Annotated in this window: 13 protein-coding genes; 5 read left to right on the top strand and 8 right to left on the bottom strand. The window is 68.2% G+C overall.

The genetic code is table 11. The features are described 5' to 3' along the window. Position 1: 1 nt before the first annotated feature. The 3 genes from DES45_RS25960 to DES45_RS02695 form a co-directional block, all read right to left on the bottom strand. The gene (locus DES45_RS25960; RefSeq protein WP_147282332.1) at positions 2-2,209 is read right to left on the bottom strand and encodes a calcium-binding protein; all 2,208 of its coding nucleotides are present in this window, start codon (positions 2,207-2,209) and stop codon (positions 2-4) included. A 110-nt stretch (positions 2,210-2,319) separates the two neighbouring features. After that, positions 2,320-4,191 carry a PAS domain-containing sensor histidine kinase gene (locus tag DES45_RS02700; RefSeq protein ID WP_147282331.1) on the bottom strand — a complete coding sequence of 624 codons (1,872 nt, stop codon included), beginning with the start codon at positions 4,189-4,191 and terminating at the stop codon, positions 2,320-2,322. 209 nt (positions 4,192-4,400) lie between these two features. Next, the gene (locus DES45_RS02695) at positions 4,401-5,657 is read right to left on the bottom strand and encodes a ubiquinone biosynthesis hydroxylase (protein WP_114768413.1); all 1,257 of its coding nucleotides are present in this window, start codon (positions 5,655-5,657) and stop codon (positions 4,401-4,403) included. Positions 5,658-5,798: 141 nt separating this feature from the next. On the opposite strand from DES45_RS02695, the gene tesB reads away from it, so the two are divergent. The 3 genes from tesB to DES45_RS02680 all read left to right on the top strand — a co-directional run bounded on the left by tesB (position 5,799) and on the right by DES45_RS02680 (position 8,694). Beyond that, the gene (tesB, locus tag DES45_RS02690; protein ID WP_114768412.1) at positions 5,799-6,656 is read left to right on the top strand and encodes an acyl-CoA thioesterase II; all 858 of its coding nucleotides are present in this window, start codon (positions 5,799-5,801) and stop codon (positions 6,654-6,656) included. A 291-nt stretch (positions 6,657-6,947) separates the two neighbouring features. Next, positions 6,948-7,286: a P-II family nitrogen regulator gene (locus DES45_RS02685; RefSeq protein ID WP_114768411.1), complete on the top strand. Its 339-nt coding sequence runs from the start codon at positions 6,948-6,950 to the stop codon at positions 7,284-7,286. A 40-nt stretch (positions 7,287-7,326) separates the two neighbouring features. Beyond that, the gene (locus tag DES45_RS02680; RefSeq protein ID WP_114768819.1) at positions 7,327-8,694 is read left to right on the top strand and encodes an ammonium transporter; all 1,368 of its coding nucleotides are present in this window, start codon (positions 7,327-7,329) and stop codon (positions 8,692-8,694) included. Positions 8,695-8,826: 132 nt separating this feature from the next. Here the strand turns inward: DES45_RS02680 and DES45_RS02675 are convergent, their stop codons facing one another. Genes DES45_RS02675 through DES45_RS02665 form a run of 3 tightly spaced genes read right to left on the bottom strand, consistent with a single transcriptional unit; the run spans position 8,827 to position 10,821 of the window. After that, positions 8,827-9,426, bottom strand: coding sequence for an SCO family protein (locus DES45_RS02675; protein ID WP_114768410.1), 600 nt, complete (start codon positions 9,424-9,426; stop codon positions 8,827-8,829). A gap of 30 nt (positions 9,427-9,456) precedes the next feature. Then, positions 9,457-10,407, bottom strand: a complete 951-nt coding sequence (locus DES45_RS02670; RefSeq protein WP_114768409.1) for a DUF1775 domain-containing protein — start codon at positions 10,405-10,407, stop codon at positions 9,457-9,459. A gap of 45 nt (positions 10,408-10,452) precedes the next feature. After that, a complete protein-coding gene (locus DES45_RS02665; RefSeq protein ID WP_210210172.1) occupies positions 10,453-10,821 on the bottom strand; it encodes a DUF2946 family protein in 369 nt (122 codons plus the stop codon). 146 nt (positions 10,822-10,967) lie between these two features. Here DES45_RS02665 and DES45_RS02660 point away from each other — a divergent pair, with 146 nt between their 5' ends. Both DES45_RS02660 and DES45_RS02655 read left to right on the top strand, forming a co-directional pair. Next, a complete protein-coding gene (locus DES45_RS02660; protein WP_114768407.1) occupies positions 10,968-13,553 on the top strand; it encodes an FtsK/SpoIIIE family DNA translocase in 2,586 nt (861 codons plus the stop codon). Positions 13,554-13,656: 103 nt separating this feature from the next. Next, entirely contained in the window at positions 13,657-14,643 is a 987-nt protein-coding gene (locus DES45_RS02655) for an outer-membrane lipoprotein carrier protein LolA (RefSeq protein ID WP_245429702.1), read from the top strand. Positions 14,644-14,700: 57 nt separating this feature from the next. On the opposite strand, the gene hslU is transcribed toward DES45_RS02655, so the two are convergent. Together hslU and hslV are read right to left on the bottom strand one after the other, a co-directional pair. After that, on the bottom strand, positions 14,701-16,014 hold the full coding sequence (gene hslU / locus DES45_RS02650) for an ATP-dependent protease ATPase subunit HslU (protein ID WP_114768406.1): 1,314 nt from the start codon (positions 16,012-16,014) through the stop codon (positions 14,701-14,703). Between the two features lie 134 nt (positions 16,015-16,148). After that, positions 16,149-16,679, bottom strand: coding sequence for an ATP-dependent protease subunit HslV (gene hslV / locus DES45_RS02645; RefSeq protein WP_114768405.1), 531 nt, complete (start codon positions 16,677-16,679; stop codon positions 16,149-16,151). Positions 16,680-16,812: the final 133 nt, after the last annotated feature.

Below are 16,812 nucleotides of genomic sequence, written 5' to 3'. Positions count from 1 at the left end.
GCTAGATCACGTAGAAGTCCTTGTGGGTGATCTTCAGGTTCTTGCCGATGGTGGCGAACTGGATGGCCTTCGCGTCGCCCGTGCCGTCGGGATCGTAGAACAGGGCGCCGCCCTTCTTGTGATAGAGGATGCGGTCGTCCGCATCCTTGAAATGGTCGCCGATCACGAAGGCGTTCTTCGATAGCGTGCCCTTCTTGGCGAGGCCGGAAAAGATCTTCTTGGACAGGTGTATTGTGTCGTCCTTGACGTTGAAGTCGTAGACGTAATCGAGGTTGGACTTCACGTTGGGCCTCACGTCGAACACGAACACGTCGTTGCCCGCGCCGCCGATGAGGGTGTCGTTGCCCTTGTCGCCCCAGAGCCTGTCGTTGCCGCCCTGGCCGAAAACTTGGTCGTTGCCGGAGAGGCCGTGGAGCTGGTCGTTGCCGTTCTCGCCCACCACCTGCTCGGACGCATTGGTGCCCCGCTTCACGAGCGGCTTGGTCTCGGTCATGTCGTTGGTGACGTTGATGGTGAGCTCCTTGGAGAACTCGCCGCCGAAGCCGTCCGACACCTTGACCGTGATGGTGTGCTTCGTGGCGGTCTCGTAGTCGAGCGCGCCCGCCAGGATGAGCTTGCTCCCATCCAGGCGAAACAGCCCGCCCGCATTGGTGACGAGGCTGAAGGTGAGCGTGTCCCCGTCCGGGTCGGAGCTGAAGAGGGTCGTGACCTGCGAGCCGACGGCCTTGCTCTCCGAGAAATTGATCGGCGAGATCGACGGGGAGATGTCTGAGGCCGCACCATTGGTGAGCGCAATCGCCTGATCGGCGAATTTCAGGATACGGACGTCCTTGAGGGTATCCGTGCCGTCCTGACCGGCATTGTCGGTGACGGTGATGGTGCCGTCCTGATTGGTGACGATGCTGTAGTTGGCCTTGTTGCCGGAGAACACGGCCGTGTTCCGGCCCGTGCCGCCCTGAAGAGTGTCGTTGCCGACGCCCCCTACGAGGGTGTCGTTGTCATTGCCGCCCTCCAAGGTATCGTTGCCGACGCCGCCTTCAAGCGAATCGTTGCCGTTGCCGCCAATCAGCTGGTCGTGCCCGTCCATTCCCTCAATCGTGTCGGCGCCGGAATTGCCGCTGAGACGATTGTCCTCGGCACTGCCCTTGATCTTGTCGGCGCCGGAGCCGCTCTCCACGTTGCGGAATCCGATCAGGGTATCCGAGCCGTAGCCGGTGTTCTGTGGGGCCGAAAGCGAGAGATCGAGAGTCACGATGGTGGAGCCCGAGAACCGGACCGTGTTGTTTCCGCTTCCGCCGTCGAGAACGTCGTCTCCCGATCCGCCTTCGAGCGTGTCGTTCCCGTTACCGCCCCTGAGCACGTTGTTTCCGGAGCTGCCCACGAGCGTATCGTTCTGGTTGCTGCCCGTGATGTTCTCGATGTTCTCGAGCTGATCGGAGGAATGGGCCGTGCCCTGAAGCCCTGTCAATCTGAGGTCGACTGCGACGCCCACCGTCGCGTCGGAATAGTCGACGGTGTCGATGCCTCCGCCTCCGTCGATGGTGTTCTGCCCGGCCCCACCCTGGAACGTCTCGTCGCCGGCGCCTCCAAAGGCCTTATCATCTCCTGCACCGAGCTTGATCATGCCGGTCGCGGTGCCGAGCATACCTTCGTAGAAGTCGTTGCCGCCGCCGAGGTCCATGAGGACGGCGCCCACTGCGGTTGAAGTCGTGGTCAGCGTGCCGGAATTCCGAATCTGGTCGGCTCCTCCGCCGCCCATGATGGCTTCGCCGCTGGCCGTGATGGTACCGGCATTTTGCAGATCCAGCTTGGCCGCCGTGAACCCCGTGCTCGTGGAAGCGATCTCGATCGCTCGCGTCCCCTGAATGGTTTTGTTGGCCGCGTTCGTGACGATGCTCGTGCCGCCGCCTGAGAATAGGATCGCGGCTGCTGCAGTAGACTTGATGCGGCCGTTATTGATGACCTCGCTATTCGTACCGGCAAGCGCGATGGCAGTGAGGTGTGTCTCGATGTCGAAGTCGGTGCCGTTAGTTGGAACAACATCCGACACAGTGATGCTCTGCATTCCGCCGGCCTTGATCCCGCCCAGCGTCGTGCTGGTCAGAGCAATGGCCAGAAAGGTGCTTCCCGTGATGGTATCGGCGATCTCGTGAAGGGCTTGCGAGCCGGTATTGAGGTCAGCCTGCTCGTCGATAACGGTGATCGTCATGGCAATATCCAGGTTCTCGGCCAAAGGTATGCCGCCATCTTTATGTTATTACGTATAGAAAGGGAAGTATCCCGGAAGCGAAGATGGACCGGCCGTCCGGCTTCTCGTCCCTACCCCACCGGCGCATCCACCGTGCAGACGACCCCGGTCTCCGTGAACGCGATCCGCACCTCGCCGTTCAGGTCCTGGGCGAGGCTGCGTTCGATCAGGCGGGTGCCGAAGCCGCGGCGTTTCGGGGGTGAGACGGGAGGTCCGCCGCTCTCGGTCCAGGCGAGGTGCAGGCGGTCGTGGCCCGTCTCCTGCGCCAACTGCCATTCGATCGCGATCCGGCCCGTCTCCCTGGAGAGGGCGCCATACTTCACCGCATTGGTGGAGAGCTCCTGCAACGCCATGGCGAGCGCCAGGGCCATCCGGGGTGAGAGCCAGACGTCGGGTCCGCGAATGTGGAAGCGCTCGTCCCAGGCGCCGCGAAAGGGCGCCAGCGCCTCGGTCACGATCGCCCGCAGCCCCGCGCCCTCCCAATTTTCCCGGGTGAGCACGTCGTGGGCGCGGGACAAGGCGAAGAGGCGGGATTCGAGAGCCGAGCGCGCTTCCTCCGTGGTGCCGGCATTGCGCAGGGTCTGGGCCGCGATGGACTGGACGGTCGCGAGCGTGTTCTTGACCCGGTGGTTCAGCTCGTTGATCAGGAGCCGCTGGTGCTCCTCGGCCCGCTTGCGCTCGGTGATGTCGAGGGCGACACCGACCGTCTGGCCGACCCGCCCCTGCGGACTCGGCTGGAGTTCCGCGCGCAGCAGAAGCCAGCGGATCGTGCCGTCCGGCCGGACGACGCGCATCTCGCCTTCGGCGTAGCGCTCGCCGCGGGCGATGGCCTCCCGGGCGACGGCGGCGATCTTCTCCCGGTCGCCCGGGTGGTAGCGGGCGCGGATCTCCTCGGTGCCGGGAGTGGAATCGGGCGGGAAGCCGAGAAGCCGGTTCAACTCCGGCGAGGTCGTGATGCGGTCCTCAGCGGTGTTGCTCTCCCAGACCGCGAGGCGACCGGCGTCGAGGGCGAGCTTGAGCCGCGTCTCGCTCTCGCGCAGGGCCGCCTCGGCGCGCTTGGCCTCTGTGACGTCGCTCCCCTCGGCAAAGATTCCGGAGACGCGCCCGGCCGCATCGCGGATCGGCTGGTAGACGAAGTCGACGAAGCGCTCTTCGGGCTCGCTGTTGGGCTCGCGGCGGAGAAGGACCCGCAGGCCGCGCCCGACGAAGGGCTCTCCGCTCTCGTAGACCCTGTCGAGAAGCTCCTGGAATCCCTGGCCGGCGAGCTCGGGCAGCGCCTCCAGCGCCGGCCTGCCGATGATGTTCCGGTGGCCGACGAGCTGATCGTACGAGGCGTTGGCGATCTCGAAGACATGGTCGGGGCCGCGCAGCACGGCGATGAAGCCGGGGGCCTGATGGAAGAGCTCGCGCAGGCGCTCGCGCTCGGTCGCGATGCGGCGCTCGGCCAGCACCTTGCCGGTGGTCTCGATGACGGCGCAGAACATGCCGGCGACCCGGTCGGCCTCGTCGTGAACCGGCGTGTACGAGAAGGTGAAGTAAGCCTCCTCCCGGTAGCCGTTGCGCTCCATCGGGATCAGCAGGTCCTCGAAGCCGACCGCCTCGCCCGAAAGCGTGCTCTCCACCAGCGGTGAAATCTGGTCCCAGATGTCCGACCACACCTCCGCGAAGGGACGACCCAGCGCGTGCGGATGCTTGGCGCCGAAGATCGGCGCGTAGCCGTCGTTGTAGAGAAAGCCGAGATGGGGCCCCCAGGCGACGAACATCGCCTGCTTGGCGTTCAGCATCAGACGCACGAGGCTGCGCAGGGATTGCGGCCAAGTCTCCGGTTGTCCGAGCGGCGAGGTCGACCAGTCGTGGGCACGCATGCGCCCGCCCATCTCGCCGCCTTCGGCCAGGAAGTCGCGCGTCGGCCCGGCGGCGGGCAGCACATGATCAGAACGCACACGCCACCTCGGGATTGGAGATCCGGATCGGCAAAAGATCCTTCGGCCCGGAGGGAACGTCCTCCGGGCCGGAAGCCTGTACGTCGGTGGGCTGATGCAGGGTCACGGGACTCGTTCGGTTGCGGCGGGATGAGGAACAACCTTCGGACGTCTTATCTGGTTTCCGGCCCCGGCCCAGCAAGGTCCCAATCGCTGGTTTCCACCGTGACTCAGAGCGCTTCTCCCTTCAGGAGCCGCGGCGCGTCCCGGTTGGTCAGGCCCGCCGCCTCCCGGATGAAGAAGCGCTTGAGGCCGGGCATCCGGTCGACGAGGCCGAGCCCGAGATCGCGGATCAGGCGCACGGGCAAGAGGTCGTTGGAGAAGAGCCGGTTGAGGCCGTCGGTCATCAGCCCCATGGCGGTGATGTCGGCCCGGCGCGCGCGCTCGTAGGCCTCCAGCACGTCGGCCCCACCCGGATCCTGCCCGAGGCGCATGGCGTCCGCGATCACCTGGGCCAGGGACGCCGCGTCGTGCAGGCCGAGATTGAGGCCCTGTCCGGCGATGGGGTGGATCACGTGGGCGGCGTCGCCCAGGAGCGCGATCCGGTCGCCCACGAAGGTGCGGGCGACCCCGAAGGACAGGGGAAAGGCTTGCGGCGTCGTCTCGAACGCGACTTTGCCGAGCTGGAGGCCGAAGCGCCTTTCCAGCTCGACGAGGAGGTGCTCCGGGTCGGACTCGAGCAGCGCCGGCACGTTCTCGCTGCGCTCGGACCAGACGATCGAGGAGCGGTGCTTCACGGTGCCGTCGGGCAAGGTCTCGGATTTGAGCGGCAGGATCGCGAAGGGACCCGAGGGCAAGAAGTGCTCCACGGCCCTGCCCTCGTGATCGCGCTCGTGCGCGATCGTCGCCACGATGCCGGACTGCCGGTAGGGCCACGAGATCCAGCCGATGCCGGCCTGCTCCCGCAGCTTCGAGCGCGCCCCGTCCGCCGCCACCAGGAGCGCCGCCGGGAGCGCCGCCTCCCCGTCCGCGAGCAGCACGTCCACATGGCCGGCCGCGGCCGTAAAGCCCCGCACGCCCTGCGCCTTCAGGGAGACGCCCGCGGCCGTGCAGGCCTCGATCAGGGCGGCGGTCAGGTCGCCGGCCGTCACCATGTGGGCGAAGGGCTCGCCCTCGCCCACGTCGCCCGAGAAGGTCAGGAAGGTTGGGCGTACCGGATCCTGCAGGCGGCTGTCGGTGATCACCATGTCGAGCATGGGCTGCGCGCCGGGCGCGACCTTGTCCCAGACGTGGAGCGCCTCCAGCATGCGCCGGGCCGCCGCCGCGATCGCATAGGCGCGCTTGTCCCCGTGCGGATCGCGCCGCAGGGCCGGGTCGCACATGACCACGTCGAGGCTGTCTCCCATGGCCTGCTTGAGGGCGAGCGCCAGCGACAGCCCGGCCAGCCCGCCTCCGGCGATGACGATGCGAGGGCTCGTGGTGCTCATGGGTCCGTCTCCTGGCCGCCTCTGCGATTCCTGAGGCATGTAGGGCGCAGGAGGGATGTCAGCGATCATTCGGCCAGCGTCAAGCTTGACGTCCGGAGCGCACTCTCCGATGGATGGTTCTTTCCACGAGGACCTGCGCCCATGTCCAGAGCCGTTGCCGATCTCCTGTCGATCCTCGATCTCGAGCCGCTCGAGCATAACCTCTTCCGGGGGCAGAGCCCGAAGAGCGGCTGGCAGCGCGTGTTCGGCGGGCAGGTGATCGGCCAGGCGCTCGTCGCCGCCAGCCGGACGGTCGACGGGCGCCACCCCCATTCGCTCCACGGCTACTTCATGCTGCCCGGCGACCCGAAGGTGCCGATCATCTACGAGGTCGACCGCATCCGCGACGGGCGCAGCTTCACCACCCGGCGCGTGGTGGCGATCCAGCACGGGCAGGCGATCTTCTCCATGTCGGCCTCCTTCCAGGTGGAGGAGAGCGGCTTCGACCATCAGGCGCCGATGCCCGACGTGCCGGGGCCGGACGAGCTGCCGAGCGAGGAGGAGGTGAAGGCCGACCTCATGCCGCGCATGCCCGAGCCCATGCGCACCTATTACGAGCGCGAGCGCCCGATCGAGATGCGCCCCGTGGAGATCAATCGCTACATGACGCGCGATCCCATGGCGCCGCAGTTCCACGTCTGGATCCGCACCACCGGGCGCCTGCCGGACGATCCGGCGATCCACCAATGCGTCCTGGCCTATGCGTCGGACATGACGCTCCTCGACACGTCCCTCGTGCCCCACGGCCGCACCGTGTTCGAGCCGTCGGTCCAGGCCGCGAGCCTCGACCACGCCCTCTGGTTCCACCGGCCGTTCCGGGCCGACGAGTGGCTGCTCTACGCCCAGGACACCCCGAGCGCCTCCGGGGCCCGCGGCTTCTCCCGCGGCCTGATCTTCGCTCAGGACGGGACCCTGGTGGCCTCCGTGGCCCAGGAAGGCCTGATCCGCGACCGGAGCTGACCTGAGCGGTCGGGCGGAACCTGCCCGGGCTCAGGGAATTTTCCAGCCGGAAGCGCTCCTCCCTGCCAGGCAGCCCCTGCGGCTGCCTCTTTTTTGTGCATTCGAGCCGCGCAGGCGTCACCGCCCTGGTGCCTCTTTCGGAGGCAGCGGTCCCGCGGCCCTGGCCGCCAACGGCTGGCACGCTTCTTGCTTCCTGTGACCGCGACACCCGCACCGACAGGCCGGGTTCTTGTGGACACCACGGCTGCCCGGGCCTTTGGCCGGGGCGGCCTCTGAAAGGGGGCTCAACCCATGAAAATCGTGATGGCGGTCATCAAGCCGTTCAAGCTGGAGGAGGTGCGTGACGCGCTCACCGCTCTCGGCGTGCACGGCCTCACCGTGACGGAAGTGAAGGGGTACGGCCGGCAGAAGGGCCATACGGAGATCTATCGCGGCGCCGAATACGCCGTGAGCTTCCTGCCGAAACTGAAGATCGAGGTGGCGGTCGCGTCCGACCTCGTCGGGCCGGTGATCGAGGCGATCACCAGTGCGGCCCGCACCGGCCAGATCGGCGACGGCAAGATCTTCGTCACGTCGCTCGAGAAGGCGGTGCGCATCCGCACCGGCGAGACCGATGCCGACGCCCTCTGACCTCCTCTCCTTCAGCCCGATCACCCGGAGTTCGAATCCGATGAAAATCCGTCCCCTGCTCATGTCAGCCCTCGGAGGAGCGGCCCTGGGTCTGCTCGCTCTCGACCCCGCCCTCGCGCAGGACGCCAACGCAGCGGCCGCCGATGCGGCGGCTGCCGCCGCCCCGACCGTCAACAAGGGCGACACCGCCTGGATGCTCGTTTCGACGATCCTGGTGATCCTCATGACGATCCCGGGCCTCGCCCTGTTCTACGGCGGCCTCGTCCGCACCAAGAACATGCTGTCGCTGCTGATGCAGGTCTTCTCCGTCTTCAGCCTCGTGGCGATCCTGTGGGTGCTCTACGGCTACTCGCTCGCGTTCACGTCGGGACCCGGCGGGCTCGGGGCCTTCATCGGCGGCTTCTCGAAGGCGTTCCTGGCCGGCGTGACGACCGATTCCACTGCCGACACCTTCACGAAGGGCGTTGCGATCCCGGAATTCGCCTTCATCGCCTTCCAGCTCACCTTCGCGGCGATCACGCCCTCCCTCATCGTCGGGGCCTTCGCAGAGCGCATGAAGTTCTCCGCCGTCATGCTGTTCACGGGCCTGTGGGTCACGGTGATCTACCTGCCGATCGCCCACATGGTGTGGTTCTCGGAGGGCTATCTCTTCGGCCTCGGGGCCCTCGACTTCGCGGGCGGCACGGTGGTGCACATCAACTCGGGCGTCGCCGGCCTCGTGGGCGCGCTGCTGATCGGCAAGCGCATCGGCTACGGCCGCGACCTGCTCGCCCCGCACTCGCTGACGCTGACCTTCGTGGGCGCCTGCATGCTCTGGGTCGGCTGGTTCGGCTTCAATGCCGGCTCGAACCTGGAGGCCACCGGCGGCGCGGCGCTCGCCCTCGTCAACACCATCCTGGCGCCGGCCGCGGCGGGCTTGGCCTGGATGACCGTGGAGGCCCTGGCGAAGGGCAAGGCCTCGCTGCTGGGCATCGCGTCCGGCGCGGTCGCGGGCCTCGTGGCGATTACCCCGGCGGCCGGCCTCTCGGGTCCGATGGGCGCCATCGTGCTCGGCCTCGTGGCGGGCGCGGTCTGCTACTACGCGGTCACGGGCGTGAAGAACGCGCTCGGCTATGACGACGCGCTGGACGTGTTCGGCATCCACGGGGTCGGCGGGATCGTGGGTGCGCTCGGCACCGGCATCGTGGCGGCCCCGGTCCTCGGCGGCTATGGGGTCGGCGAGTACTCCATCGGCGGCCAGCTCTGGACCCAGTTCGTCGCAGTGGTCATCACCCTGATCTGGACCGCGGGCGGCTCGCTCATCCTCTACAAGATCGTCGACCTGGTGGTGGGCCTGCGCGTCAGCCCCGACGAGGAGCGCGAGGGCCTCGACCTCGCCGACCACGGCGAGCGCGCCTACAACTACTGAGCCCTTCAAAGCCTCCAGAGGGCTCGGCAATGGAAAGCCCCGGCCTTGCGGCCGGGGCTTTTCTTGTTCCTGCAATGTCATTCCGGGGCAGCCCGCAGGGCTGAGCCCGGAATGACGGGGAGGAAGGCATCCTCACCCGTTCTTCACAAGCTGCCGCAGCTTGGCGCGGCGCACGTCCTGGGCCTCCTGGAAGTTGGACGTGCCGTAGAAGTCGCCCTTGGAGTCCATCAGGAAGATCGAGGCGGTGTGGTCCATGGTGTAGCCGCCGGAATCCAGCGGCACCTTGCGGTAGAAGACCTTGTAGGCGCGGGCCGCGGCGGCGATCTCCTCCTCGGTGCCGGTGAGGCCCACGATGCGCGGGTCGAAGGAGGATAGGTAGGTCTTCATCAGCTCCGGCGTGTCCTGGGCCGGATCGACCGTGATGAACGCCACCCTCAGCTTGTCCGCGTCCTTGCCGAGCGCCTCCAGGTCCTGGGTCAGGTCGTAGAGGGTGGTGGGGCAGACCTCCGGGCAATGGGTGAAGCCGAAGAACACCACGAAGGGCTTGCCCTTCAGGTCCTGGTCGGTGAACGGCTTGCCCTCCTGCGAGGTGAGCCGGAACGGGCCGCCGATCGGCACGCGGGACCCGTTCTGCTGCGGCTCGGGCACCAGCACCAGGATCGTGGCGAGGAGCGTGAGGGCCGCCACGAGGAAGACGCTGAGCGGCAGGATGAGCGATCGCTTGAGGATCATGTGTCGTCTCCTGGGATCAACCGGTCCGCGTCAGTGGTGCGAGTGCCCGGCCGGCGGCGCGCCCTGCGCCCCGAGAGGCTGCACCGGGTATTGCACGTCCACGGCTCCCGCCTTCTCGAACACCAGCGTGCCCTTGAGCACCTGTCCGGGGGTCAGCGGCTCCTTCAGGTCCATGAACATGAGGTGGTAGCCTCCCGGCTTCAACTCGACCGTCTCGCCCGGCTTGATCTCGAGCCCGCCCTCGACCGGCGCCATGCGCATGACCGTGCCGTCGAGCGCCATGGAATGCACCTCGACGCGGCCGGCCTGCGGGAGGGTGCCGCCCGTGAGCCGGTCCGACTGCGATCCGGTGTTGGTCACCTTGAGGTAGCCGCCACCGACCTTGGCGCCGGGCGGCGTCGCCCGCGACCAGGCCTCCTCGACCTTGAGCGGGCCCGCCGTGTCGGACCGGACCGCGCTGGCCGCTCCCACGAGCCGCACGCCCGGCGCGGGCGACTTGAGGCTGTGCGGGTCCTGGCCGTCGGCCGGGATTTCGGTCCATGCCTCGGTGCCGTTGGCACAGGTCTGCTCGACCGGGAAGTACACGGTCGTGCCGCCCCGGAAGGCGTCGGTGATCCGGGCTTGGAACGTGAACTCGTCGTAGTGGCCGTCCTCCAGCGAGCCCGACCAGACGATCTCGGTCACGCCCTCGGAGACCGGCTTGCCGTGAAGCCGGTAGGTCCTGGCGTAAGGCGCCCTTACGGTTTCGAGCGTCCAGCCCGCCTTCGGCATCGGCCTGGCGTCGATGACGCCCTCCGGGATGCGGATGCGCACCTTCAGAGTCGGCTGGCCGTCGCAGCCGTGGGGGATGCCCAGCACGCCCTTGTACGTGCTGTCGGGCGCGGCCTGCGCGGTTTCGAACGACACATGCGCGAGGGCGGGCGTGGATATGGCGAGAAGCGCGGCCGCGACGAGCGCGCCGGCGGGAGATGACGTGGTCATGATCGAAACAATCCTGTTGGCTTGGTTGGGGTCTTCGCGGGGAGATCACCCGAGGCGCGGCGGGGCGCGCGAGCCGACAGGAAGGACGTTCGAGGACAGGCGGAGCGTGGGCGCCTCCGGCACGACGGGGGCGGCCGCGACCGGCGGCAGTCGGCCGTCGGTCGACGCCAGGGCGGGCGGCAACCCGCCGCCGTGTCCGGCTCCGTGGCAGCCGAGGATGCAGCACAAGCCGTCATGAGCCTTGGCCGGGCCCTGGTGGTCCGGGCCGGCACCGGGATCGGAGATGCACAGCACCCCCTGCGGCGAATGGCCCGAGGTGGCCTGGACGGCGCCGCTCATGGAGAGCAGCAGGGCCTGAAGGGCCAGCACATAGGCCAGCATCACCGTCAGTGCGGTGCGCTTCCAGCCCGTCATGGATGCCTTGCCCGTCATGGGCCGGACACTGGTGCGCCGGAGCCGTTCCGTCAACAGGCGAAAGGGTCCGGTAGGGTTAAAGGACGCTTAACCTGGCTTTCCTACAGTGGGAATCCGTCACTCACGCTCGGGTTTCCAGTCTTTCCATGCGCACGGTCCGCCGCCCCTCCTCCGCCTATGACGGCCTCTTCAGCGCCCTTCGGGCGGCCCTTGCCCGCCGCGCCCAGGAGCTGACGGGCCTGTGCCTGATCGTGACGGCCGGTGCGGTCGCGGTGGCGCTCGCCACCTGGTCGGTGGACGATCCGAGCCTCAACAACGCCACGGACGCCCCGGTCCACAACATGCTCGGCTGGCCCGGCGCCATCGTGGCCGACCTGCTGATGCAGCTTCTCGGCCTCGGGGCCATCGCGGCCCTCCTGCCCTTGGCGCTCTGGGGCTGGCGCCTGATGAAGACCGGCGATCTCGGGCGCTGGCAGCTGCGCCTCGCCCTGTGGGTGATTGCGTCCGCCACCGCCACGGCCTTCGCCAGCGCCCTGCCGGCGACCGACCGCTGGCCCCTGCCGACCGGCCTCGGCGGCGTGGTGGGCGACGCGGTGCTGACTGCCGCCAAGGCCGTGACCGGCCTGTCGGGCGGCCCGGCGCACGCGATCCTCGGCCTCGTCTTCGCGGGTGTGACGATCCTGTGCCTCACGGCCGCCTGCGGCCTCGGCCCGGCCGAGGACCGGCATTCGGACGACCTGGACGATCTCGACGAGGCCCCTGCCCCGAAGCGCACCCGCAAGGCAGCCGAGTGGGACGACGGCGAGGACGGCGGTTCCGACGAGCCCGGCTGGGGCATCGTGTCCCTGGGGGCCCTGGCGCACGGCGTCATGAGCCTGCGCAGCGCCGCCCGGCGCTGGAGCGAGCGCCGCGTCCACGGGGACGAGGACGAGATCCCGGCGCCTGCCGGCCGGTCCCGCCGCGCTTCGGGTGAGGCAGGCCAGGCGCGCCGCGAGCCCGTGCTGGATGGCCCGCCGCGGCCGCGCGCTGCGCCCGCCGCGTCGCCGATGCACGACGAGGACGACGAGTGGGCCGACGACGGGGCTCCCCTCCCCGGCTCCCGGGCGATGCCCGAGGTGGCCCCGAGCCGCGTCGCGCCGGTGGCGGCCGCCCCGAAGCCCGGACGCCGCATCGCCCGCGAGGCCCAGCCGTCGCTCCTCGACGAGGGCAACTACCAGCTCCCCGCCCTCACTCTCCTGGCCGAGCCCAAGAAGCCCGCCGGCCCCATCGTGTCGGCGGACGCCCTGGAGCAGAACGCCACCCTGCTGGAGGGCACGCTGGAGGATTTCGGCGTGAAGGGCGAGATCATCAACGTCCGCCCCGGCCCGGTCGTGACCCTCTACGAACTCGAGCCGGCGCCCGGCACCAAGTCGTCGCGCGTGATCTCGCTCGCGGACGACATCGCCCGCTCCATGAGCGCGGTCTCGGCCCGCGTGGCGGTGGTGCAGGGCCGCAACGCCATCGGCATCGAGCTGCCGAACCACAAGCGCGAAACCGTTTTCTTACGCGAGCTCCTCGCCTCGCAGGATTTCGAGACTTCGAAGCAGAAGCTGGCCCTCTGCCTCGGCAAGACCATTGGCGGCGAGCCGGTGATCGCGGATCTCGCCCGCATGCCTCACCTGCTGGTCGCCGGCACCACCGGCTCGGGCAAGTCGGTCGCCATCAACACCATGATCCTGTCCCTCGTGTATCGCATGCGGCCCGACGAATGCCGCCTGATCATGGTCGACCCGAAGATGCTGGAGCTGTCGGTCTATGACGGCATCCCGCACCTGCTCACCCCGGTCGTCACCGATCCCAAGAAGGCCGTGGTGGCGCTCAAATGGGCGGTTCGGGAGATGGAGGACCGCTACAAGAAGATGTCGAAGCTGGGGGTGCGCAACATCGACGGCTTCAACGCCCGCGTCTCGGAAGCCAAGGCGCGCGGCGAGGTGATCACCCGCACGGTGCAGACCGGCTTCGACAAGGAGACCGGCGAGGCGATCTACGAGGACGAGGTCATGGATCTCGAGCCCCTGCCCTACATCGTGGTGATCGTCGACGAGATGGCCGACCTGATGATGGTGGCCGGCAAGGACATCGAGGGTGCGATCCAGCGCCTGGCCCAGATGGCCAGAGCCGCCGGCATCCACGTGATCCTGGCGACGCAGCGCCCGTCGGTGGACGTGATCACCGGCACGATCAAGGCGAACTTCCCGACCCGCATCTCCTTCCAGGTGACGTCGAAGATCGACAGCCGCACGATCCTGGGCGAGATGGGCGCGGAGCAGCTCTTAGGGCAAGGCGACATGCTGTACATGGCCGGCGGCGGGCGCATCACCCGTGTGCACGGGCCGTTCTGCTCCGACGAGGAGGTCGAGAAGGTCGTCGCCCACCTCAAGCGCCAGGGCCGGCCGCAATATCTCGAAGCCGTCACGGCCGACGAGGACAGCGGCGAAGGCGGCGGCGATTCGCCGGTCTTCGACCAGGGCGAGTTCGGCTCAGGCTCCGGCGACCTCTACGACCAGGCGGTCGCCGTGGTGCTACGGGACAAGAAGGCCTCGACCTCCTACATCCAGCGCCGCCTGCAGATCGGCTACAACCGCGCCGCCTCGCTCATGGAGCGGATGGAGAAGGAAGGGATCGTCGGACCGGCGAACCACGCCGGCAAGCGGGAGATCCTGCTGGAGACAAACGGGGTCGATGAGGATTAAAAGCCCCCGCCGGGAACCTTGGCTTTGCGGATGCGTCATTCTGTTGCCATATCGGGCGACAAGCGCAGCCGCTAAGACGGGTGCCTGAAGGGAGATGATCCGAATGCGCCGTTCCGGCCTTGCCAGTCTCGTGACGATCCTCGCCGCCTCTTTCGGCGCGGGAGCGTTGCCGGCCATGGCCGAGGACCCGGTCGCCCATCTGTTCCGGCCGCCGTCCCATCCGGTGGAGGGCCCCAGCATCGCGTCGATGGCCCAGGGCTTCACCCTCTCGGCCGCGCCCCTGCCCACCACGACGTTCCAGCACCCGGCGCCCTCCCCTGACCAGGAGCCCGAGGCCGTGGTCGAGGAAGCCGCCTTGGAGGCTCCGGAACCGGATCCGATCGTCGTGCGCGCACGGCCCGACATGCAGCCCCCGCCCCTACCTCCTCGGGCGGTCCGGCCGGCAGCAGCTCCCCCGAACGCGCCGCAGGCTCCCGCCCAAGTGGCCTCGGCCGGGCCCATCGAGATCGCCCCGAAGCCGGTCGCCGCCGCTCGGATCGAAACCCTGTCGAACCGGGAGATCGTCGAGCGGGCGAACGCCTATTTCACCAATCTCGGCACTCTGCTGGCGGATTTCACGCAAGTCGGCGGCGACGGGCGCAAGCTCGGCGGAACGCTCTATCTCCAGCGCCCGAGCAAGCTGCGCTTCGAATACGATCCGCCCGCCACCCTTGAGGTGGTCGCCGACGGCTCGTCGGTGGCGGTGCGTGACCGCAAGCTCGCCACCCAGGACCTCTATTCGATCTCGCAGACGCCCCTGAAGTTCCTGCTGCGCGAGCAGGTCAGCCTCGGCCAGGACATCGCCATCCGGGGCATCACCAACGACGGCGATTCGGTCCGCATCTCGCTCGAGGACCGCTCGACGCTCGGCGGCACCTCGCGCATCACGCTCTATTTCGACCCGGCGATCGAGACCCTGACCCAGTGGCGCATCGTCGACCCGCAGGGTTTCCAGACCATCGTGGTGCTGAACAAGGCCGAGAAGGGCCGCCGGATGGACCCGAGCCTGTTCAAGATCCAGTACGAGGCCATCGTCGGCAGCAACAAGTGACGCCTCCCCTCGCCTCGCCCAGGCGGTCGCGCCGGGACGAGGCTCGGGGAGTTGTCGTCAGAGGATGAAGCGGCTCAGGTCCGTGTTCCGGGCCAGGCTCTCCACCTCGCCGCGCACATAGGCGGCGTCGATGGTGACCGTCTCGCCCGAGCGGTCGGGCGCCGTGAAGGAGATGTCGTCGAGGACGCGCTCCAGCACGGTCTGGAGGCGGCGGGCGCCGATGTTCTCCACCGAGTCGTTCACCTCGACGGCGACCTTCGCGAGCGCGTCGATGGCGTCGTCCGTGAAGGTGACCTCCACGCCCTCCGTGCGCATGAGCGCGATGGTCTGCTTGATGAGGCTCGCCTCCGTCTCGGTGAGGATGCGCTTGAAATCCTCGACCGTGAGGGGCGAGAGCTCGACGCGGATCGGAAGGCGGCCCTGCAGCTCCGGCAGCAGGTCCGACGGCTTCGACACGTGGAACGCGCCCGACGCGATGAACAGGATGTGGTCGGTCTTCACTGGGCCGTGCTTGGTCGACACGGTGGTGCCCTCGATCAGCGGCAGCAGGTCGCGCTGCACGCCCTCGCGAGAGACGTCGCCGCCGCCGGTGCGGCCCTCGCGGACGCAGATCTTGTCGATCTCGTCGAGGAACACGATGCCGTTGTCCTCCACCTGGCGGATCGCCTCCTGCACGATGGCGTCCTGGTCGATGAGCTTGTCGGCCTCCTCGGCGATGAGCGGCTCGTAGGCCTCGCGCACCGTGGTGCGGCGGGTCTTGCGCTGCCCGCCGAAGGCCTTGCCGAACATGTCGGACAGGTTGATGGCGCCCACCGACGCGCCCGGCATGCCGGGGATCTCGAACATGGGCATGCCGCCCGAGCCCGACGCTTGCAGCTCGATCTCGATCTCCTTGTCGTCGAGCTCGTTGGCGCGCAGCTTGCGCCGGAAGGAGTCGCGGGTGGCGGCGCTCGACGTGGCCCCCACGAGGGCGTCGAGCACGCGCTCTTCCGCCGCGATGTGGGCCTTGGCCTGGACCTGCTTGCGGCGCTCCTCCTTCACGAGACCGATGCCGACCTCCACGAGGTCGCGCACGATCTGCTCCACGTCGCGGCCCACATAACCGACCTCCGTGAACTTGGTGGCCTCGACCTTCAGGAAGGGCGCATTGGCGAGCCGCGCGAGGCGGCGGGAGATCTCGGTCTTGCCGCAGCCCGTCGGGCCGATCATCAGGATGTTCTTGGGCGCGACCTCCTCGCGCAGCGAGCCTTCGAGCTGCTGGCGGCGCCAGCGGTTGCGCAGCGCGATGGCGACCGCGCGCTTGGCGTCGTTCTGGCCGACGATGTAGCGGTCGAGTTCGGAGACGATTTCACGGGGAGAGAAGATGGTCATTCATGTTTTCCGTTGTCATCCCCGGCCTTCGATAGCGATGGCCATCGAAGGGGAAGGGAATCCACAATCAAGATGCCTCGTGTCCGGATCCCCTTCCCGGTCCTTCGGACCGCCGGGGATGACACGCAGTCGGATTATTCCGTTTCCAGCGTTTCGATGACGATGTTCGCGTTGGTATAGACGCAGATGTCGGCGGCAATCTGGAGCGAGCGGCGCACCATCGCCTCGGCATCGGTCTCGTAATCCGCCAGCGCCCGGGCGGCCGCCAGCGCGTAGTTGCCGCCGGAGCCGATCGCCATGATGCCGCCCTCCGGCTCCAGCACGTCGCCCGAACCGGACAGCAGCAGGCCCACATCCTTGTCGGCCACGAGCATCATCGCCTCCAGGCGGCGTAAGTAACGGTCGGTGCGCCAGTCCTTGGTGAGCTCGACGCAGGCGCGGGTGAGCTGGCCCGGATACTGCTCCAGCTTCGCCTCCAGGCGCTCGAACAGCGTGAAGGCGTCCGCGGTCGAGCCCGCGAAGCCGCCGATCACCCCGCCCTTGGCGAGGCGGCGCACCTTCCGGGCGTTGCCCTTCACGATGGTCTGGCCGAGGCTGACCTGTCCGTCGCCGCCGATGACCACGCGGCCGCCTTTGCGGACCATCAGTATCGTGGTGGCGTGCATGCTGGGGAGGGCGTCCTGTGACACGAGGAAAATACTCCGGAAAATGAAACGGCCTGGCAATCGGCGGGACGCGGCCGGGGCAGGGCTCCGTTGCCGCCTCAAGGCCCTGACTTAAGCATCCGTCGCTCAAAAG

This window comes from Microvirga subterranea (assembly GCF_003350535.1).
Lineage (GTDB): Bacteria > Pseudomonadota > Alphaproteobacteria > Rhizobiales > Beijerinckiaceae > Microvirga > Microvirga subterranea.
The sequence above is the reverse complement of the archived record's forward strand: the minus strand, read 5'-3'. Positions and strand labels throughout refer to the sequence as shown.